Source organism: Deinococcus taeanensis (assembly GCF_020229735.1).
Classification (GTDB): Bacteria; Deinococcota; Deinococci; order Deinococcales; family Deinococcaceae; genus Deinococcus; species Deinococcus taeanensis.
Genome location: NZ_CP083455.1, coordinates 657,331 through 675,594, shown reverse-complemented (window position 1 = coordinate 675,594; position 18,264 = coordinate 657,331). Strand labels below are relative to the sequence as shown.

Here is an 18,264-nt window from a genome sequence, read left to right as displayed (position 1 = left end):
GCCTCTGCACCAGATCAATGTTCCGAGGCGAAGAGGGTGACCTGCTGGCTCGGAGCGTAATCCTGAACCATCACAGCACCTAGAGCGAGATCGAGACGACCTGAGAGCTGGGTTTGCATCACGGGCAGCTGGCTGCGATCAGCGAGGCGAGTCAACCGCCGAAACCATTCGACGTAACCCCGGTCTTCACCTCGCCAGGTTCGGGTGAACTCGGAGTAGTTCTTCAGCAAGTACTTCGCCATCTGCTCTGGACGCGACCAACCATCATGGGCTAAGCCATTCCCGATTGGGTCAGGATCTGGGTAAACTTTGCCACCAATGATGGCATTGGCGTTTAAGGTGTAGCCGTAAGACAAAGCAACATGGTTAACTTCACGGTTAAGGACATCTGGGATAGGCACGCCAGCGTTGAAGAGATGGACAGTACATGACAGACACGCGTCTGTATTGGCAGTGACCCAGACGCGTAAAAGTTCGTATCCCTGAGCGTGAAGCAAACCGACTGCCTGAATGGCCGCAATCCCCGCTGGGTTGCTCATGCGGCCAGCACCCCAGTTAGCTCTTCCAGCAGGGCTTTCAGGTCCTGATCCCCGAACACCTGCCTCGCACGGTACAGCCCGCCCAGTTCATTGAACGGCGTGTCCCGCAGGTCGCGTTCCTGCACTTCCAATGACTTGCCGACCTGCGCGCGGATCAGGTCCAGCCAGTGCCGCTGCTCTGAGGTGAAGGTCCGACCTTGAGCCTCCTGAGAAGCCAGCCAGGTCTGAAAGCGACTGTCTACCGTTGAAGCGAAGGGCTCCAGCACGTCCACCCTCTCCGTGGCGAAGCGCACCAGAGCCACCAGATCGGTCAGCGTTCGTCCTGGTCCGGCGTTCTTCACCCGCCCTGCCTCCAGCCGCTCGTAGGCGGCGAACAGGTTCTCTGGCGTCAAGCTGGGATCCTGGCCCTGCAGGGCCTTGGACAGGTCCTTGATCTGCCGGAAGGTCACGTGCCGCTGCGCATACGGCTGGGCATACAGGATGCTCAGCGCGTCAATTTCGTCCTTACGCTGCTCGATGAACTCTCGGAAGGTTCGAACCTGGCCTTCGGCCACGCGCTGCGCCAAGGCCGCGTCATCCTCCCGCTCCACATGCTGGCCGGACAGCACCTTGTCCTGGCTGATGGTGTCAATGGCAACCTCGTTCTGGCGCTGTACTTTGACCAGTTGATCGCGCAACTGAGGGTTCCCAAAGGGCCTCATAGCCTCAAAGCGCAGTTCGGCATCCCCCTGCGTCACGTCCTCTGGGGTGACGGGGCGGCCCTGTTGGTCAGCCAACTGGCTGGCCCTCTCCTGCACCCGGAGGGGTTGCGTAGCTCCCAGCAGGTTCCCGATCAGGGTTGCAATGGGTTGCCCGGCCTTGGCCTCCAGATCTGATCGCTGCTCGCTGGTCAGGCTCTGGTTCAGCCGCGCCAGTCGACCGGCCAACGACCGGAACGAGTCGTCCGTCCGGTCCCCCATGCCCACGGCGTGCAGCAACTTCTCGAAGCTGACGCCACGCTTGCGCTCCAGCGGTTTGGCCTCGCTCTTGTCACTCTCTGTGACGCCCACCGCGTCCACCAGCAGGAAGAACGCCTTCTCGTCGGCGTCCTCACTGACGGCTTTCAGCTCATCTTTGCTGACGACCCGGGTGCCGCGGCCTTTCATCTGGTCGAAGTACGAGCGCGACCGCACGTCCCGCATGAACAGCAGCACTTCCAGTGGCTTGATGTCGGTGCCCGTGGCGATCATATCCACCGTGACCACCACACGTGGGTTGTGCTCCACCCGGAATTTCTTGATGAGGTCGTCCGTCCGCTCACCGGTGACGCCGTAGGTGATCTTCTTGGCAAAGTCATTGCCCTTGGCGAACTCTTCCCGGACGATCTGAAGGATGTCATCGGCGTGGGCGTCACTCTTGGCAAAAATCAACGTTTTCGGGACGATCCGGCGGTCCGGAAACACCGTGGGTAGCACCACCTCTTTGTAATGCTTAACCACCGTCCGGATCTGATCCATAGCAACCACACTGCGGTCCAGTGCATTCGCCGCGTACTCAAAGTCGTCGCTCAATTCCTCCCAGCGAACTGCGCCGGTCTCCTTGTCCCGGTAGTCCAGGTAGTTGCCGGCGGCGACCTTGCTGCCCTTTTCACTGATCTGCGTGCGGATGCGGTACACGTCAAAGTTGACGTTCACTCCATCAGCCACCGCCCGCTCATGGCCGTATTCCATCACCATGTTCTTGCCAAAAAACCCGATGGTCTGGGCACTCGGCGTGGCGGTCAGGCCCGTCAGGAAGGCGTCGAAGTACTCCAGCACCTGCCGCCACGTGCCGTAGATCGACCGGTGGCACTCGTCGGTAATGATGAAATCAAAGGTCTCAGTGGGCAGGCGAACGTTGTAGTTGACTGTCCGCGCGTCCTCCTGCTTGGTCTCACTGCCCAGCTCGAACTCACTGCGTTCCTCGTTCTCCTCGTCGAACGCCTCCTCGCCCCGGAGGATGGAGTACAGCCGCTGAATGGTCGTGATGACGACCTGCGCGTCCGGGTCAATCCGGTTGGTGGTCAGGTGCTGCACGACGTACAGCTCCGTGAACTTACGCCCGTCATCCGGCGTGTCGAAGTTGCTGAACTCCCCCAACGCCTGTTTGCCGAGGTTGCCGCGGTCCACCAAGAACAACACCCGCTTCGCCCCGCCGAACTTCAGCAGGCGGTAGGTACTGGCCACGGCCGTGAAGCTCTTCCCGCTGCCCATCGTCATCTGGATCAAGGCCCGGGGGCGGCCCAGCGCGAAAGAGCGTTCCAGGTTCGTGATGGCCTCAAACTGCGCGTCCCGCAGACCAGTCCGGGCCAGAGGCGGCAGTTGCCGCAGCCGCGCCCGTAACGTCTGACTCTGTTTCAACCAGGCCCCCAGCGTCTCCGGACGGTGAAAGTGAAACACCGTCCGGGAGCGGCTGTCCGGTTCACGGTAATCCCGGAACTGCACCTGCACGCTGTTCGCCTCGTAGCCAAACGGCAGGGGCGTTCCGGCCACCTGAATGAACGGCGGCAACCCCACCGTGTACTTGTCCGTCTGTTCACTCACGCCCACCAGTGAGGTGCCCTTGGGCTTGGCCTCGACAATGCCGACCGCCGTGCCCTTCCAGAACAACATGTAGTCGCAGGATCCGGCGGCCGTCGGCACTTCCCGGAGCGCCACCCCATCCGCAGCAAAGAGGTTCGCAGTTTTGTAGTCCTGAACAACCCAGCCGGCGGCGGCCAGCTGGGCGTCGATGACCTGTCGGGCCTGTTGTTCTGGAGTCATGAATGTCCTCACCGGGCTGAGCGCAAGATGAGGCAGTGTAGCCCGCATGGCACGGCGTAGGACGTCAATTGTCGCGCCTGCGCGACAGGCTGGCCGGGAACTTGCCCTTCATTCTCTGGGCCCGGTAGGGCCTGGTGCGCCGCTGCTCAGGACCAGAGGGCGGTCAACACCTCACGTGTGGGTGCGGCACGTGAGGCTCGCCGCACAACCCCCGGGGGTGCTTTTTGGCTGTGCCAGTCGCGTGGTACCCCTGGGAGGTCACACGGCAGGAAAGGTGTTTTTTCAGCCGGGCGTCTGGTGGCTCGCCGCCCATGGCTGCGCTCAGTGCCGCCGCTCAACATGCCAGCGGATCGCTGCAACAAGAGCTTTGATGTATGCCAGGTCCTCACCTTCAGGGGTATCGCCGAAGTGACGCCAGCGGCGCTGCTCGAAGAACAGACAGGACCGCAAGACATCCAGACCCTGGGGCAACCGACCTGTCTCGCTGTAGTGCTCCGCAACGTCGTTGGCGATGTCTCCACAAGAAGGGGAGTCCGGCCAGCGGTGATACCCGTTGAAGGTCAACGCAAACGTCCCGATGGTCTCCCAGTCGGCGGTACTGGGAGGTAGATCTTCCAGACGAAGGTCGGGGTTAGAAATTTCCTGGAGCACGGTCCGCAGAGCCTACCCCAAAGGCCCATGGCGCATCTGATGCTTCTCCAGCAGCTCACCAATGCTGGCATGCAGGTTCTTGAGATTGGCTGGGGTCATGACAATCTTCTGGACGAGCTGCGCTTCGGGACGCTCCACTCCGCCCTCCGCGCAGCAGAAGGCGATGATCACCTCATCTCTGGTGGTGTCCAGCACGGCGAAATTGGCATAGAGGGGGCGGATGTCGTTGGGCACGCGGATGTTGAGCTGAGTCATTGATTCTCCTGGGGTGTGATGCGACTCACTGAGGCGAGAACAGACGAACGTGGTCTTGGAGCGTCAGGCCCGGTGGTCATCCTTTGAGAATGCGTTCGAGCGGCGTGATGGGCGTCTGTGAGAGGTCACGTTCGGTCCGCCCGTCCAACAGGCGTGGGATGTCGACGTACCGAAGTCGAAACGGCTGCTGCAACCGGGTTTCAAGCAGGTCCCGGCTGAACACGGGCGCGGCTGCTGCCAGCAGCGGGAGGTGCGCGTATTGCAAGTGCCCGAAGCCCACTGCTGGCCGGTTGACCTGTGCTCCAGCTTGACGAAGAGCGGCTGAGGCTTCCCGAAGGGTGAGCGGGGCCCCATGGCGGTCATGCAGAAACGCGTCAGAGGTCGTCTGGCGACGCCGTGTCCACTGCTCCACGATGTCTGACGCGTCGGCCCCCAGCGGCACGTATGACGCGTAGCGGCTTCGCTCCACAGGCAACCGGAGACCTTGCGGGGTGACCTGATGCGGCTTGAGGGGGATCAGCCGCGCGGCCTGCAGGCCCGTGAAGTACACCAGGGCTGCCAATGTGCGGACACCCAGATCCGGAATGGCCAGGACCAAGTTCTGGACTTCTGCCTCCGTCATGGGTACCCGGCCGTCCACACGGCGCGGTGACGGGCGTGGAGGCAGGGGGAACGGAGAGATGGCCCCTCGCTCCATCAGCACGGTCAGGAGACGCAGGAGCAGCCGCAGGTAACGGTCAGCCCCAGTTGCGTCCACAGCCGCCTGCGCACGGCCGAAGAGACGTACAGTCTCCCGGGTGGGCCGAAAGGAGCCTGGCACGGTTCTGAAGGCCTGCCAGGTCAACCGGAAGGCCGCATCACCAGCCGCGGTCATGCCAAGTACGCGCCGCTCGGCCAGCCAGGCTTCAACCTGCGTGTCAATGCGCGCCATGGTCAGCGGTCCGTACTGCGTAGGGGCGAGGCCCGCCGATGGGCGAGTTTCACGTCGTCCTGGAGGAGCTGCGCGTAGCGGTTGCTCATCTCCAGGGAGGTGTGCCCAAAGATGCGCTGCAGTGTGAAGACATCTCCCCCGTTGCGCAGGTACTGCACGGCAAAGCCACGCCGGAATGCGTGGGCACTCAGACGGGGCAACCCAGCACACTCACAGAGGCGTTCGAGCACCTTGTCCAGGGTGCCCCGGCTCATGGCGTGGTCGCCTGCCAGGAAGAGCGCTGTGGTGACGGGCTCCTCATGCCGCTCCTGATGCACGTAAGCCCGGATGGCTTTCAGCGTAGGCCGCTCCATCGGCACCGAGCGGGACTTCCCGCCCTTGCCCTGCCGAATCAGCAGAAAGCCCTCTGGCCGGACGTCCTCCAGCGTCAGGGCGAGTGCTTCAGACGCGCGAATGCCAGTGTCATACAACACGGTGAGCAGAGCCACGTCTCGCAAGGGAGTGCGAGACCGGGTACGGGCCGCCCCGATCAGCTTCTGAAAATCGCCAAACCGCACGGCGGGCATCGGCTCCCGGGTGAGTTTCGGCATGGGCAGACGGCGGCTCAGGTCCTGCGCCACCAGCTCCTCTTGCTGCGCCCACTTGAAGAGCGTTTTCAGAGGCCGTAAGCGGGCATGAGCGCCGCCTGGGGAGAGGGTCGCGGCGCAGTGCACCGCGTACTCCCGGAGCACGCTGGGGGTGAGCTGGCCCAATCGCTCGATCCGCCGTTCACCCATCCAATCGGTGAAGGACCGGAAGGCATTGCGGTACGCGCGCAGGGTGTTGTCGCTGTGGCCGCGGGCTTCCCCGTCGAGAATGAATTCGTTGATAACCTGCTGGAGTTGATCGAACATAGCTGCCTCCAGCGGCGTTTTTTGCTCACGCTTGACCCTGAAATGTCTGAACACTTCGGCAGAAAAGAGGGTGGATTCTTTTCTGTCGTCACGCTGGGAACACAAGGCCACTGCGCAACAAAAAGGCCGCAACCAGCGGTCGCGGCACTCTTTTCTCTTCTGGCGGAACGGGAGAGATTCGAACTCTCGAATAGGTTGCCCCATTACACGCTTTCCAGGCGTGCCCCTTCAACCACTCGGGCACCGTTCCAGCGCACAGCAGACTACCGGGTCGCGGGGGGAAGTGCAAGACCAGCCGCGCAGGTCCTGCGAGTAATTCGCCTGTCATGCCGCTGCCCTATCATGCGATTGTGCCACTTCTTGCCGTGCTGACGGTTCTGATCTCCTATCTCTTCGGGTCGATTCCCGCGGCCGCCTGGCTGGCCCGCACGCGCGGCGTGGACATCCGCAAGGTGGGCAGTGGGAACAGCGGCGCCACGAATGTGCAGCGCTCCCTGGGGAACGGTCCAGCCCTGCTGGTCGCGGCGTTCGACATTCTGAAAGGCGCGCTGGCCGTATGGCTGGCCGCTCAGCTGAACCTGGGGCTGCCGGTTATGGCGGCGTGCGGGGTGGCGGCCGTGGTGGGCCATAACTTCAGTCCGTTCCTGGGATTCCGGGGCGGCAAGGGGGTGGCGACCACCTTCGGGACGGTCGTGGCGCTGTTGCCGCTGGCCGGGGCGGGGTTCGTGCTGGTGTTCATTGCAACGGTGTGGCTGACGCGGCTGGTGTCGGCGGGCAGCATTCTGGCGTCGGTCGTGGCGGCCTTCACGGCGTTCCTGCTCGGGCCGGTGTGGCTGGCGCTGGTCGTGTGCGCCCTGGCGGGCCTGCTCACGTGGCAGCACCGGGAGAACGTCCGCAAGCTGCATGCCGGCACGGAGCGCCGGTTCGGGCAGAAGGTCTGAGGACTCCCCGTTTTGCGTTCTGCGTACGCTATGCTGGCCGGGTCATCACAACCCACCCCGGGTCCCGGCAGCCGGGACCATCCGCAGGACGAACGAGGAGCGCATGTCGGCCAGGATTCGCGTTTACGGTAAGGAAGCCATTTTCACCCAGGGTCACTGGGCGTGCGACGACGAGAGCCTGCAGGCGATGCTGCAGGCGCTGGCCGATCCGCGCGCTGTGACTGAGGATCAGGAGCGGACGCACGCCCTGTACGCCGCCGGCCGGTTCGGCGGCCTGATCGCCACGGAGTACGGCTGGGAGGCCGCGCCGCACCCGGAGGCGGAGATCCGCATGGAGGACTTCGCGCCGGCGAGGCAGCCCGAACGGGCCGGGTGGCTGAGTTTCCTGCGCCGCCGCAAGTAACCCCCTGCTGCGGCGCGGCACGTCAGGCAGTCCAGGGCGGTCCGTTGACGCTAGGCAGGCAGCCTTGACCCGTCTGCCCGCAGCGCCTACCCTGCGGGCATGAATACCGGCCTGACCACCATGACCCCGTGAGGGCGGTGTCGTTCCGGCAGCCGCCCTGCGAGACTCGTCGGGCGGTTTTTCTGTTCAAGGAGGAAGCATGCGCGTAGCGATTGTGGGAGCGACCGGAGCGGTAGGGCACGAACTTCTCAAGGTGCTGGAAGGCAGCTCGCTGCAGTTCGACGAGTTGCTGCTGTTCGCGTCGCCGCGCAGCGCTGGCAGCACGCTGACGTTCAGGGGGCAGGCACTGACCGTGCAGGCCACGCCGGAGGGAGCCATTGACGCGGACGTGATTCTCGCGTCGGCGGGTGGCAGTATCAGCAAGGCCCTGGCGCCGAAGTGGGTGGCGGGCGGCGCGGTCGTGATCGACAACAGCAGCGCCTTCCGCTATGACGCGGACGTGCCGCTGGTGGTGCCTGAAGTGAACGGGGACGCGGCACTGGCGCACCGGGGCATCATCGCGAACCCGAACTGCACCACCGCGATTGCCGTGGTGGCCGTGGCGCCCATTCACCGGGCGTACGGCGTGAAACGCATGATCGTGAGCACGTACCAGGCGACGAGCGGCGCCGGGGCGAAGGGCATGGAGGAGCTGCTGGAGCAGACGCGCGTGGAGCTGGCTGGCGGGCAGGCCCAGGCGAACGTGTTTGCGCACCCGATTCCCTTCAACGTCATTCCGCACATTGACGCCTTCCAGGACAACGGGTACACGAAAGAGGAAATGAAGGTGGCGTGGGAGACCCGCAAGATCATCGGGGATGACTCGCTGAAGATCTCCTGTACTGCGGTGCGCATTCCGACGCTGCGCACGCACAGCGAGGCCATCACCCTGGACCTGGAGAAGCCGGCCACGCCGGACGAGGTGCGCGCGTTGCTGGCCGGCGCGGCGGGCGTGGAGCTCCGCGACGCCCCCGGCGAGAAGCTGTACCCGATGCCGCTGACCGCCAGCGGGAAGTACGACGTGGAGGTCGGCCGGATCCGGGAGTCGCTGGTGTTCGACGGCGGGATCGACCTGTTCGTGGCGGGTGATCAGCTGCTTAAGGGCGCCGCCCTGAACGCCGTGCAGATCGCGGAGTACCTGCAGCAGAAAGGGGCGCTGAAAGTGAAGCAGCGGGTGTAGGTCCCTGCTGCGCAGCGGGTGGAGGCCGGGGTGGAGATGCCCCGGCCTTTTTCTGTGGCGCGGCTTCCGGCGCTCAGGTCGGGCACCTGGGCTGTCCTGCACCCGCTGGCTGCCGCTTGACCCGCGCAGTCTCCTCCCCTACCCTGACGGACATGAGCGGACAGATGACCGGCACCCTGCGCGCGCCCTGGCGCGTCGGTGCGGGCCTGCCCGTACTCCCGCCACCCTTCGGGGTGTAAAGCCTGTCACCTGAGCTGGTGTCGCCCCGCCCGTCTGCGCCGGGCGACCTGACCCACCGCCAAGTCACACCGCTGAATGACCGGATGGCCGGCGCGCGCCTGTTGCGCCCGCCTTCTGGGGGGGAGAACTTCCATGAAATTGAGTTCCAGTCTGTTCCGCACCTGGCGTGAAGTCCCGGACGGCGCCGAAACGCGCGCCGTCCAGCATCTGCTGCGCGCCGGGTATGTCCGCCGGGTCGGGAGTGGCCTGTACGCGCACCTGCCGCTGATGACGCGCGTAACGCACAAGCTTGAGGCGCTGATCCGTGAGGAACTGGCTGGCGTTTCAGAGGAGGTGAGCTTCCCGGTGCTACAACCCCGTCATCTGTGGGACGAGTCGGGCCGCTGGGCGGCGTACACGCAGGCTGAGGGGATCATGTTCACTGTGACTGACCGCGCGGGGCGGGAACATGCGCTGGGACCGACGCACGAGGAGGTGGCGCTGGACGTGGTGCGCGGCCTGGCGCGCAGTTACCGTGACCTGCCGCTCAGCGTGTTCCAGATCGGGCGGAAGTTCCGGGATGAGCTCCGTCCTCGCTTCGGGCTGCTGCGCACGCGGGAATTCACCATGAAGGACGCGTACTCCTTTCACGCCGATGAGGAGGACCTGCGGGCGCACTTTGAGGTCATGAGCGGCGTGTACGGCCGGATCCTGACGCGGCTGGGGGTGGCGTGGCGGGCGGTGCAGGCCGACAGTGGCAGCATCGGCGGCGCGGAGAGCCGGGAGTTCATGGTGCTGAGTGACGTGGGTGAGGACGAGGTGCTGTTCACCGGGGACGGACAGTACGCCGCGAACGCGGAGCGGGCCGTGTCGCGCGCTGCGGCGGCTCCGCTGTCGCCGTTCACGGTCTTCGCGCGGCAGCAGACGCCGGGCGCCGCGACGGTCACGGAGGCGTGCGGAGCGCTGGGCTGCGCGCCGGCGCACCTGCTGAAGAACGTGCTGTACGACGCCGTTGCCGTACAGGGCGAGCGCCGGGTCCTGCAGCCGGTGCTGGTGAGCCTGCGCGGGGATCACACCGTGAATCCGGTGAAACTCTGGAACGCGGTCCAGGCGCGCGTGACGGGCGAGCTGGTGGAGCTGCAGGTCTCGCAGCGGGCCGGGTGGGCTGCCCAGCCGCTGCCGCTGGGCTTCATGGGCCCGGACCTGCCGGACAGCGTGATCGCCCCGGCCGAGGGCCGTCCGGCGGCGTTCCTGCGTCTGTGCGATGAGGCTGGCGCGGCCCTGCGTAACTTCGCGACCGGCGCGAATGAGACGGACTGGCACGTCACTGGCGTGAACTGGGCATCAGTGGGGGGCTCCGGAGCGTTCGTGCTGCCGGCAGTGGTGGATGTGCGCCAGGCCCGCGCGGGCGACGCGGCCCCGCATGACGGCGCTCAGGCGTTGCGCTCGGCGCGGGGGATTGAGGTGGGGCACGTGTTTCAGCTGGGCACCCGCTACGCGCAGGCGATGGCCGCCACATTCACCGCCGCGGACGGCCGCGAACAGCCGTTTCAGATGGGCTGCTACGGCATCGGCGTGACGCGGCTGGTGCAGGCGGTCGCGGAGCAGCTCTCGGACGAGCGGGGCCTGATCTGGCCGGACGTCATCGCGCCTTACTCCGCCCACCTGATTGTGGTGGACGTGAAGAACGGCGCGCAGCGCGCCGCGGGCGACACGCTGTACGCGGCGCTGCATGCGGCGGGCCTGGAGGTCCTGCTCGACGACCGCGCGGAACGGGCCGGAGTGAAGTTCGCGGACGCGGATCTGGTGGGTCTGCCGTACCGCGTTACGGTGGGCCGCGCCCTGGAGCAGGACGGGCAGGTGGAGGTGAAGGACCGCCGCAGTGGGGAAACGTATCAGCTGCCGATGGAGGGTGTGGTGGCGTGGCTGAGCGGCCGCACGGGCAGGCGGTGAGCTGAGTCGTGCAGGCGCGGCTTCTACCGCCACGGGAGCCGCACCTGCACAGGCGTGACCCTCAGCGGCCGGTGATGCGGTCCACCTCCGCCTGTTCCTCCGGCGAGAGGACCCAGCTGGCGGCCTGCACGTTCGCGTCAATCTGTTCGGGTGTCGTGGCGCCCGCGATCACGCTGCTCGTCACGTCAAAGGACAGCAGCCAGCTGTAGGCCAGTTCGAGCAGGGTGCGCCCGCGCGTCTCCGCGAACGCGCGCAGCGCCTCCACCACCGTCCAGTTGTGGTCGTTCAGGTAGCGGTCCTGGGCGTTCTGGGACCCGGTGATCCGCGCGCCTTCGGGCAGCGGCTGCCCGGCGCGGTACTTGCCGCTCAGCAGGCCGCTGGCCAGCGGGAAGTACGGCAGCAGACCCAGCTGCAACTCGCGCATGGCGGGAATCAGGTCTGTTTCCACGTCCCGCACAAGCAGGCTGTGCTCGTCCTGGCAGGAGGTGAAGCGCGTCCAGCCCTGCTCCCGCGCCAGGGTGTCGGCCGCGCGCACGTCAGCGGCGGGCATGTTGCTGACCCCCACAGCCCGCACCAGACCCTGCTGCACCAGTTCGTTCAGGGTGCCCAGCGTGTCCTCAAGCGGCGTTTCCGGGTCCGGCGTGTGCAGCTGGTACAGGTCCAGGTACCCGGTGCCCAGGCGTTTGAGGCTGGCCTCCAGCGCCTGGCGGATGTACGCCGGCCGCGCGCCGCGCCGCCCTTCGCCCATGTCCAGGCCGAACTTGCTGGCCAGCACGATCGTCCCGCGTTCACCGCCCAGGGCGCGGCCCAGCAGTTCCTCACTGCCGCCCCGGTTGCCGTACACGTCGGCGGTGTCGAACAGGGTGATGCCGGCGTCGAGGGCGCGGCGCACGACGGCCGTGGTGGCCGCCTGATCCAGTCGACCGCCGAAGTTGTTGCAGCCCAGGCCGACTGTGGAGACGCTCAGGCTGCTGTGCCCCAGTGTTCGCGTTTGCATGCCCAGCAGCGTACCGCCCCCGGGGTGAGGAGCCCGCAGGCAGAGGTCAGGACCGCCGCCCTCCTGCACCGTCCGGCGGACGCGCCCCGTCCCGCCGTTCAGGCATGCTGTGGAGGATGCGACGCTCTCCTTCCCTCAGGCCTGGGCCTCCCGCTGCGCGTTCCGGGGTGCTGCCGGCCGCGGCCGTGACGGGACTGCTGGTCGCGGGCCTGTGGGCGCAGGAGGTGACGGACCTGCTCGTGTTCGGCGGCAGCCTCGACCGGTACGGCATCGAGCCGCGTGAACCGGGGACGTTCTGGCACGTGCTGAGCGCCCCGTTCCTGCACGCGGGCTTCGCGCACCTGCTGGCCAATACCGTGCCGCTGGCCGCGCTGACGTTCATGAGCGCCCTGCGCGGCACGGGCCGGTTCCTGACGGCGCTGCTGGTGATCGTGCTGCTGGGCGGGGGGCTGGTGTGGCTGCTGGGCCGGGGCGGGAGCGTGCACCTGGGCGCCAGCGAACTGGTGTTCGGCCTGCTCGCCTACCTGCTGGGTGTGGGCTGGTGGGAACGGACGCCCGCCGCAATAGGCGTGGCCGCCGTGGCGTTCGTGCTGTACGGCGGCATCCTGTGGGGCGTTCTGCCGGCCAACCCGGCGGTGTCGTGGGAAGCGCACCTGTTCGGTTTCCTGGGCGGTCTGGTGGCCGCGGCCCTGCTGCACCGCCGCCGCCCGCCGCGCGGGCCGGCGCCGGGTGTTTCCCGGCTGCGCTGAGGAAGCCCCGGCCGGGCCTACACTTCCACCGGCCCGTGCGGGGTGATCAGCTGGGCGCCCAGTTCCGGCCGGGGCGCCTCGTACACTTCCACTTCGCCGTGAACGTGCAGGGTGTTCAGGTGCGCCCTGAGCGCGTCCGGGTCGGGCGTGCCCAGCCGCAGGTGTCCCAGCCGGACGCCCACGTCCGTCAGGCGTGAGGGGGGCGGCGGCGTCTGCCAGTGAATGAGGGACGGGGCAACCCCCCCTCCCGGCAGGTGGCCGTCGGCGGGCACCGTGACCGTCCAGCGGTTCTCGCCGCGCGACAGGGCCAGCACGCCGTTGCCTTCCGGCAGGTCCGGCACCTGCGCCACCCAGTGAATGAGTGCCGGGCCGTGCGCGAGTCGCTCCTGCATGGCCGGGGTGTCCAGCTCAAACCAGCGGGGCCGCGGCGGTGCGGGCGCGTCCGGGTTCACGGCAATCACCTCCAGATAGGCGTCCGGGCCCAGTGACAGCAGGACGTTATGGGTCCCGAACAGGTGATGCTCTCCGCCGGGCTGCGTGGGCACGAGAAGCCGGCCCTCCAGCCAGTCCCGGCCCTCGGCCAGGGTGCGAGCGGCGATCACAAGGTGGTCCAGGCGGGCCGTCATGCCCTGAGCATACGGCCCTGCGCGGATGCCCAGAGGCGGCTGGGGGGGCCCTGGAACGCCGGAGGGTGGTTGTGCTGGGGCGCTGTACCGGAAGGAGCGACTGGTGCGGACGCCCCCACAGACGCGAACACGTTCAGTGTTCCGGTCGTCTGCGCTCCGCTGCGGACGGGAAGCACTCCGGAAAGCGTGGAATCAAAGGCCGGCGTCTGGGCTAGGATGGCGTGATGTGCATCGAGTGGTCCGGTCACGGCCTGACCGTCCAGGCTCCCCCGTTCCGGCAGTGGGCTGTTCCCGGCTGGGGCAGCTGGCGGTGAAAATCAGATCCACCCCGGCGGTGGCGCCTGTTGAGCCGGCTGTGAGTGTGCTGGTTCAGGTGCCGGTGAGCATGCAGGAGTCTTTGCTGACCCTGACGACCGGTGGCGTTTGTACGCGGCCGGCCAGGTCAAGGCCCGTCACGGAAAGAAGAACCCGGTGCATCACTGTCTTACGGTGTGGTCACGCGTGAAAGGCGGCGTGCCGGTTGACCGTCGTCTACGCGCCGCGGGGGCGGCTCATGCCGGCAGGGTCGTTCAGGATGATGGCCGCTGCCTTCTCGCCGCTTTCCATGGCGCCCTGAATGCCGCTCATGGCGGTGATCTCCCCCGCGAGAATCACGCCGGGCAGGGGCGTGGCGTGCCCGGGCAGGTGCGCGGCGTACCCGGCGGGCTGCGGGTACTGCGCATGCTGGATGCGTTCCACGCGCAGGGTGCGCAGGGCGGCCACAGGTGCGGGGCCGTACCACCGGGCCAGTTCCTGGCGGACCTGCGCGTCCAGGGCAGCGTCACCCGGGTCGGGCGTGCCCAGGACGGTGACGGTCAGGAGGTGCTGCCCTTGGGGGGCGCGGCCAGGGACGGCGTTGCTGAGCCAGTGGGCGTTGTTGATGAGCCCGTCTTCGGCGTTCAGGAGCAGGCGGGGCTCACGGTCGACCCGGTGGGCCGTGGCGTAGTGCAGGTACGTGCCGCCGAGGCTGCCGGGGAGGGTGGGCGCGCCGGTCAGGCGGGCGGTGGTGCTCGGGTCGGTGGCCACGATCACCTGCCGCGCGTCAAGGTCGCCGGCGCTGGTGTGCACGGTGACGTGCCCGGCGTGGACGCTCAGCCGTTGGGCGTGCACGTTCACGGTCACGTCAAGGTCCCGGGCGAGCTGGTCGGGAATGGCACTCATGCCGGCGCGGGGCAGGGCGGCGCCGCCGTCGATCAGCATGCGCAAGTAGTACCGGAACAGCCGGGCGCTGGTGCTCAGGTCGCGCCGCAGGAAAATGCCGCCGAAGAACGGCCGGAAGAAGTGATTCAGGGCCGCGTCGCTGAACCCGAACCGGCGCAGGTACTGCTCCGTGGATTCGTCCGGGCCGCGCAGCAGGGCGTGCGGGGCGGGTGTGCGCAGGCGCAGGGCCAGGGCCGCCACGCGGGCCTTATCGCTGAAGCTCAGGGCGGTGGCCCGGAGCGTGGCGGGCAGCGCGCCCGGGTCGCCGAGGGGACTGCCGAGCGTGTCGGTGCGTGCGCCGCGGCGGATCACGGCGGCCGACGGAATGGGCACGAGGTCCAGGGCGGCGAGGTTCAGGTGACGCTGCGCCGCCGGGTAGGCGGGAAACAGCACCTGGTACCCGGCGTCCAGCGTGAAGCCGTCCGTGACGCGCGAGCGGACGCGTCCGCCGGCTGCGGGCGCGGCTTCGAGCACGCGGACGCGCTGCCCGGCGCGTTTCAGGACCCGCGCTGCGGTGAGGCCCGCGAGGCCGCCGCCAATCACCAGAACGTCATGCATGCGTGCAGGCTAGCGCAGGGTCCGGGGCGGGGTGTGCCCGCTGACGATCCGGAGCGCCCCTGAACGGCACGCGGCCCCTGCCTTCCCCGGCAGAGGCCGCGTGCCGGGTTTCGGGTGCCGTTCAGGGGCGGGCGCCGCCCTGGGGAGGCTGGGGCGGCATGCCCTGCGATTCGGAGAGGTTCACGAGCCACGCGAACAGCTGAATGAAGGCCAGGGCCAGGGCGGGCAGGCCGGCGAGCATCATGACCCAGCCGCTCAGCTGCTGGTTTTGCAGGGGCGTGAGGTTCCACAGGCACAGCGCGTTCACGTACGGGGTGTACAGGACGCGGGGGGCGTACAGCCACACGCTGGCGACGGCCATCATGGGCAGCGCGGCCAGCAGCCCGAACCAGCCGCGTGAGCCGATGTCGGCGGGCTGCACGCTGGGCAGGGGGCGCAGGATGACGCTCCAGACGAGCAGGCTGCTCAGCAGGTACAGGCCGGGCAGCAGCGCGGCGGCGGAATTGGACACGACGCTGGCGTTGAAACCGGCGGGAACGTTCCAGAAGATGATCACGGCCGTCCAGAGCGCCAGCGCGACCCAGGGGTCGAGCAGGACGTTCAGCAGGCGGCCGGCACCCCGCTGCGGGTTGAGGGGCAGGCGCGGCAGGCCCAGGACCATCAGGGGCGGCACGAGTTCGGCCAGCAGCATCAGGCGGCCCATGTAGAGCGCCATGCTGCTCTGCGTGAGGGTCGCGGCGCGGCTCTGCGTGGTGAGGAGCAGCGCAATGACGCCCGCAGCGAACAGCGCGGCCTTCCAGGCGGGCCACAGCACCCGGCCGTCCGGGGTGCGGTGGGCGCGGGCGTACCCCCAGGCGTACGCGGCGGCCGCGAGCAGGGTGGGCACCAGGAACAGCAGGTCCGGGTGTGGGGTGAGCAGGTCGGCGAGGGTGGGGTTCAGGTTGACAGGCGCGGTCATGAGGCCTCCAGGACGTGCTGCAGGTCGGCTTTCACGCGGTCCACCTGTGGCAGCTGGGTGTAGTCCCACAGCACCCGCAGCTGGCCCTGGGCGTCCACAAGGTACGTGGCGGTCGTGTGGTTGATCTGGTATTCGGTGCCCTGCACGTCCGCCTTCTGGTAGGCGACGCCGTAGGCGCGGGCCACGCGGGCAAGCTGGGGCTCGGGAATGCGGACCCCCACCCCTTCCCGGCCGAAGTACGTGACGTACTTGTTGAGGCGCGCCGGCGTGTCACGGTCGGGGTCCACGCTGACCAGGATGATCCGGAAGCGCTGGCGCTGCTCGGCGGGCAGCGCGTCACGCACCTTGTTGAGGTACGAGAGGGTCAGCGGGCAGATGCTGGCGCAGTGGGTGAAGCCAAAGAACACCGCCGTGACCTGTCCGTTCTGCCCGGGCGTGAACGTGAAGGGCTGCCCGCCGAGGCCCTGCCCGCTGAAGGGCGCGGCGGCCGTGCCGGCGGGCAGCGCCGTCCCGAAGAACGGGTAGGGGCTGCGCACGCGGGCGACCACCCAGGCGCCCAGCAGCAGCAGCGTCACGGCCACCAGGGCCAGCACCGCGGACACGTACCAGGGCCGGGCCGGCGGCGCCGGGGGCCCGGCGGGAACCCCAAGGGGTGGCGGGACCGACGTCACGGTTTCACCACCGGCGCGTCGAAGGTCAGGGTCCGGCCGCCAGGGTCCGTGAAGGTCAGGCTGATCCGGTCGCCGTCGCGGAGGGCTCCGCGCAGGCCCGTGAGCATCACGTGGTCGCCAGCGTTGCTGAGTGTCAGGGTGCCGCCGGCGGGAACGGTGAGGGTCCGGGTGCGGCTCATGCCGGTCATGCCGTCATGGGTGTGCGTCTCCATCAGCATGCCGCGCGCCGCGGCGGGGCTGCTCACGGCGCTCAGCTGCAGGTCCTCCGGCCCGGTACTGGTGAACGTGCCGAACACGCTGGTCTCCTGAATGCCGGGCGGTACGGCCACCACCCGGACGTCCTGCACGGTGAGCGGCAGCGTGCCGGTGGCCGGCAGAGCGCCCGGCGCGGCCGGGTGGTCCGTGCGGGCCTGCATCAGCAGCGGGGCCGCGAGGGCCAGGGCGAGCAGCAGCAGGGCGGCGGTCAGCAGGGGCCGTGCGGGTCCGGTGGCGGGACGGGGTGAGGTCATCAGGGGCACTCCTTGTGCGGCGGGGTACCGGGGGTGGGCACCGTCAGGGGGCAGTCTAGGGCGCCGTGGGGGGCTGCATTGTCCCCGCGGTGACCGGGGGCTGCGCCCGCTGTGGAACCCGTTCCAAAAAAAGGGTACTCTGGAGAACAAATCATGCGGAAACCCACCATCCAGGATGTAGCCCGGCACGCCGGGGTTGGCGTCGGCACCGTCTCACGGGTGCTGAACAACCACGTGGCCGTCAAGGGGGCCACACGCGAAAGCGTGCTGAAAGCCATTGCCGAGCTGGAGTACACCCCCAACCCCCACGCGCGGCGCATCGCGGGCGGCCGCAGTTACACCATCAGCGTGCTGCTGCCCGTCCTCACCACCGAATTCTACGTCCGCCTGCTCGACGGACTGGAAACCGCCTTTCAGGAAGCGCGGTACGACGTGGCGATCTTCCCGCTGCTGGACCGCTCCCGCCTGGAACGCTACCTGGGGTCGCACACCCTTGCCTACCAGGCCGACGGGCTGGTCATGGCGACCTACAACCTCACGCAGATGTTCCATGAGCGGCGCCTGCGCACCCAGCAGCCCACCGTGCTCGTCGACGCGTACGCGGAGAATGTCGACTCGTCCTTCATGGATAACGTGGCGGGCGGCCGGCTCGCCGGGGAGTACGCCGCGCAGTTCCCCGGTGACCTGTACGCCGTGTGGGTGGAGACGGAACTCGACCAGCTGTTCACCACCCGTGTCTTCGAGGACCGCCGCAGCGGCTTCATGGGCGCCCTGCAGAGCGCGGGGCGCAGCGTGCGCACCGAGTACACCAGCAGTTTCGACTCCCTTGCTGCGCGCAACACCGCCGCCACCCTGCTGGACCAGGCCCTGGCGGGCGGCCTGCCGTGCACGGTCTTCGCGTCCGCGGACATGCTGGCCGGCGCGCTGCTTGACGAGATCCGCCTGCGCGACCTGAAGATCGGGCAGGACATCCGCGTGATCGGCTTTGACGACCAGCCATGGGCCGCCGAGCGGGGCCTGACCACGCTGCACCAGCCCGTCGAGAGCATGGGGTACGAAGCCGCGCAGCTGCTGCTCTCCCGCCTGAACGGCTTCAAGGGACCCGCCCGCGCCCGGCGGTTCGAGCCCCGGCTGGTGGTGCGCGGCAGCGCCTGAACCGGCCCGGGTGTCCCT

Annotated in this window: 18 protein-coding genes and 1 tRNA gene; 6 read left to right on the top strand and 13 right to left on the bottom strand. The window is 67.9% G+C overall.

Annotation, left to right across the window (positions count from 1 at the left end; all coding sequences use genetic code 11):
* Nucleotides 1-14: 14 nt before the first annotated feature.
* The 7 genes from LAJ19_RS03255 to LAJ19_RS03225 form a co-directional block, all read right to left on the bottom strand.
* The gene (locus LAJ19_RS03255) at nt 15-539 is read right to left on the bottom strand and encodes a hypothetical protein (protein ID WP_225476881.1); all 525 of its coding nucleotides are present in this window, start codon (nt 537-539) and stop codon (nt 15-17) included.
* Nucleotides 536-3,319: a type I restriction endonuclease subunit R gene (locus tag LAJ19_RS03250; RefSeq protein ID WP_225476880.1), complete on the bottom strand. Its 2,784-nt coding sequence runs from the start codon at nt 3,317-3,319 to the stop codon at nt 536-538. The genes LAJ19_RS03255 and LAJ19_RS03250 overlap by 4 nt, the downstream gene beginning before the upstream one ends.
* A 321-nt stretch (nt 3,320-3,640) precedes the next feature.
* On the bottom strand, nt 3,641-3,970 hold the full coding sequence (locus LAJ19_RS03245) for a hypothetical protein (protein ID WP_225476879.1): 330 nt from the start codon (nt 3,968-3,970) through the stop codon (nt 3,641-3,643).
* Between the two features lie 12 nt (nt 3,971-3,982).
* The gene (locus tag LAJ19_RS03240; RefSeq protein WP_225476878.1) at nt 3,983-4,225 is read right to left on the bottom strand and encodes a DUF3467 domain-containing protein; all 243 of its coding nucleotides are present in this window, start codon (nt 4,223-4,225) and stop codon (nt 3,983-3,985) included.
* Between the two features lie 76 nt (nt 4,226-4,301).
* Nucleotides 4,302-4,847 (bottom strand): site-specific integrase, encoded by a 546-nt coding sequence (locus LAJ19_RS03235; protein ID WP_225476877.1) that lies wholly within the window; start codon nt 4,845-4,847, stop codon nt 4,302-4,304.
* Nucleotides 4,848-5,158: 311 nt separating this feature from the next.
* On the bottom strand, nt 5,159-6,049 hold the full coding sequence (locus LAJ19_RS03230) for a tyrosine-type recombinase/integrase (RefSeq protein ID WP_225476876.1): 891 nt from the start codon (nt 6,047-6,049) through the stop codon (nt 5,159-5,161).
* 160 nt (nt 6,050-6,209) lie between these two features.
* A tRNA-Ser gene (locus LAJ19_RS03225) sits at nt 6,210-6,299 on the bottom strand.
* 100 nt (nt 6,300-6,399) lie between these two features.
* Between LAJ19_RS03225 and plsY the strand changes: the two genes are divergently transcribed.
* From plsY to LAJ19_RS03205, 4 genes are all read left to right on the top strand, one after another.
* Nucleotides 6,400-6,990: a glycerol-3-phosphate 1-O-acyltransferase PlsY gene (gene plsY, locus LAJ19_RS03220; protein WP_225476875.1), complete on the top strand. Its 591-nt coding sequence runs from the start codon at nt 6,400-6,402 to the stop codon at nt 6,988-6,990.
* Nucleotides 6,991-7,093: 103 nt separating this feature from the next.
* Nucleotides 7,094-7,393 carry a hypothetical protein gene (locus LAJ19_RS03215; RefSeq protein WP_225476874.1) on the top strand — a complete coding sequence of 100 codons (300 nt, stop codon included), beginning with the start codon at nt 7,094-7,096 and terminating at the stop codon, nt 7,391-7,393.
* Between the two features lie 199 nt (nt 7,394-7,592).
* On the top strand, nt 7,593-8,612 hold the full coding sequence (locus LAJ19_RS03210) for an aspartate-semialdehyde dehydrogenase (RefSeq protein WP_225476873.1): 1,020 nt from the start codon (nt 7,593-7,595) through the stop codon (nt 8,610-8,612).
* 372 nt (nt 8,613-8,984) lie between these two features.
* The gene (locus tag LAJ19_RS03205) at nt 8,985-10,784 is read left to right on the top strand and encodes a proline--tRNA ligase (protein ID WP_225476872.1); all 1,800 of its coding nucleotides are present in this window, start codon (nt 8,985-8,987) and stop codon (nt 10,782-10,784) included.
* A gap of 61 nt (nt 10,785-10,845) precedes the next feature.
* Here the strand turns inward: LAJ19_RS03205 and LAJ19_RS03200 are convergent, their stop codons facing one another.
* Entirely contained in the window at nt 10,846-11,781 is a 936-nt protein-coding gene (locus tag LAJ19_RS03200) for an aldo/keto reductase (protein ID WP_225476871.1), read from the bottom strand.
* A 116-nt stretch (nt 11,782-11,897) separates the two neighbouring features.
* Between LAJ19_RS03200 and LAJ19_RS03195 the strand changes: the two genes are divergently transcribed.
* The gene (locus tag LAJ19_RS03195; protein WP_225476870.1) at nt 11,898-12,530 is read left to right on the top strand and encodes a rhomboid family intramembrane serine protease; all 633 of its coding nucleotides are present in this window, start codon (nt 11,898-11,900) and stop codon (nt 12,528-12,530) included.
* Between the two features lie 17 nt (nt 12,531-12,547).
* Here the strand turns inward: LAJ19_RS03195 and LAJ19_RS03190 are convergent, their stop codons facing one another.
* The 5 genes from LAJ19_RS03190 to LAJ19_RS03170 form a co-directional block, all read right to left on the bottom strand.
* On the bottom strand, nt 12,548-13,156 hold the full coding sequence (locus LAJ19_RS03190) for a VOC family protein (RefSeq protein ID WP_225476869.1): 609 nt from the start codon (nt 13,154-13,156) through the stop codon (nt 12,548-12,550).
* A 531-nt stretch (nt 13,157-13,687) separates the two neighbouring features.
* Complete coding sequence (locus tag LAJ19_RS03185) at nt 13,688-14,953, bottom strand: NAD(P)/FAD-dependent oxidoreductase (RefSeq protein WP_225476868.1); 1,266 nt, start codon at nt 14,951-14,953, stop codon at nt 13,688-13,690.
* 121 nt (nt 14,954-15,074) lie between these two features.
* Nucleotides 15,075-15,911: a cytochrome c oxidase assembly protein gene (locus tag LAJ19_RS03180; protein ID WP_225476867.1), complete on the bottom strand. Its 837-nt coding sequence runs from the start codon at nt 15,909-15,911 to the stop codon at nt 15,075-15,077.
* Nucleotides 15,908-16,582 (bottom strand): SCO family protein, encoded by a 675-nt coding sequence (locus LAJ19_RS03175; protein WP_225476866.1) that lies wholly within the window; start codon nt 16,580-16,582, stop codon nt 15,908-15,910. Before LAJ19_RS03175 ends, LAJ19_RS03180 begins: the two co-directional genes overlap by 4 nt.
* On the bottom strand, nt 16,579-17,091 hold the full coding sequence (locus LAJ19_RS03170) for a copper chaperone PCu(A)C (RefSeq protein ID WP_225476865.1): 513 nt from the start codon (nt 17,089-17,091) through the stop codon (nt 16,579-16,581). Before LAJ19_RS03170 ends, LAJ19_RS03175 begins: the two co-directional genes overlap by 4 nt.
* A gap of 153 nt (nt 17,092-17,244) precedes the next feature.
* On the opposite strand from LAJ19_RS03170, the gene LAJ19_RS03165 reads away from it, so the two are divergent.
* Complete coding sequence (locus LAJ19_RS03165; protein WP_225476864.1) at nt 17,245-18,246, top strand: LacI family DNA-binding transcriptional regulator; 1,002 nt, start codon at nt 17,245-17,247, stop codon at nt 18,244-18,246.
* Nucleotides 18,247-18,264 lie beyond the last annotated feature (18 nt).

Bases quoted from the DNA above. Each gene is read 5' to 3' on its own strand.
- LAJ19_RS03195 (WP_225476870.1), top strand. From the start codon at position 11,898: ATGCGACGCTCTCCTTCCCTCAGGCCTGGGCCTCCCGCTGCGCGTTCC.
- LAJ19_RS03205 (WP_225476872.1), top strand. From the start codon at position 8,985: ATGAAATTGAGTTCCAGTCTGTTCCGCACCTGGCGTGAAGTCCCGGAC.
- LAJ19_RS03165 (WP_225476864.1), top strand. From the start codon at position 17,245: ATGCGGAAACCCACCATCCAGGATGTAGCCCGGCACGCCGGGGTTGGC.
- LAJ19_RS03215 (WP_225476874.1), top strand. From the start codon at position 7,094: ATGTCGGCCAGGATTCGCGTTTACGGTAAGGAAGCCATTTTCACCCAG.
- LAJ19_RS03255 (WP_225476881.1), bottom strand. From the start codon at position 539: ATGAGCAACCCAGCGGGGATTGCGGCCATTCAGGCAGTCGGTTTGCTT.
- LAJ19_RS03190 (WP_225476869.1), bottom strand. From the start codon at position 13,156: ATGACGGCCCGCCTGGACCACCTTGTGATCGCCGCTCGCACCCTGGCC.
- LAJ19_RS03235 (WP_225476877.1), bottom strand. From the start codon at position 4,847: ATGACGGAGGCAGAAGTCCAGAACTTGGTCCTGGCCATTCCGGATCTG.
- LAJ19_RS03230 (WP_225476876.1), bottom strand. From the start codon at position 6,049: ATGTTCGATCAACTCCAGCAGGTTATCAACGAATTCATTCTCGACGGG.
- LAJ19_RS03170 (WP_225476865.1), bottom strand. From the start codon at position 17,091: ATGACCTCACCCCGTCCCGCCACCGGACCCGCACGGCCCCTGCTGACC.
- LAJ19_RS03240 (WP_225476878.1), bottom strand. From the start codon at position 4,225: ATGACTCAGCTCAACATCCGCGTGCCCAACGACATCCGCCCCCTCTAT.
- LAJ19_RS03200 (WP_225476871.1), bottom strand. From the start codon at position 11,781: ATGCAAACGCGAACACTGGGGCACAGCAGCCTGAGCGTCTCCACAGTC.
- LAJ19_RS03250 (WP_225476880.1), bottom strand. From the start codon at position 3,319: ATGACTCCAGAACAACAGGCCCGACAGGTCATCGACGCCCAGCTGGCC.
- LAJ19_RS03180 (WP_225476867.1), bottom strand. From the start codon at position 15,911: ATGACCGCGCCTGTCAACCTGAACCCCACCCTCGCCGACCTGCTCACC.
- LAJ19_RS03210 (WP_225476873.1), top strand. From the start codon at position 7,593: ATGCGCGTAGCGATTGTGGGAGCGACCGGAGCGGTAGGGCACGAACTT.
- LAJ19_RS03185 (WP_225476868.1), bottom strand. From the start codon at position 14,953: ATGCATGACGTTCTGGTGATTGGCGGCGGCCTCGCGGGCCTCACCGCA.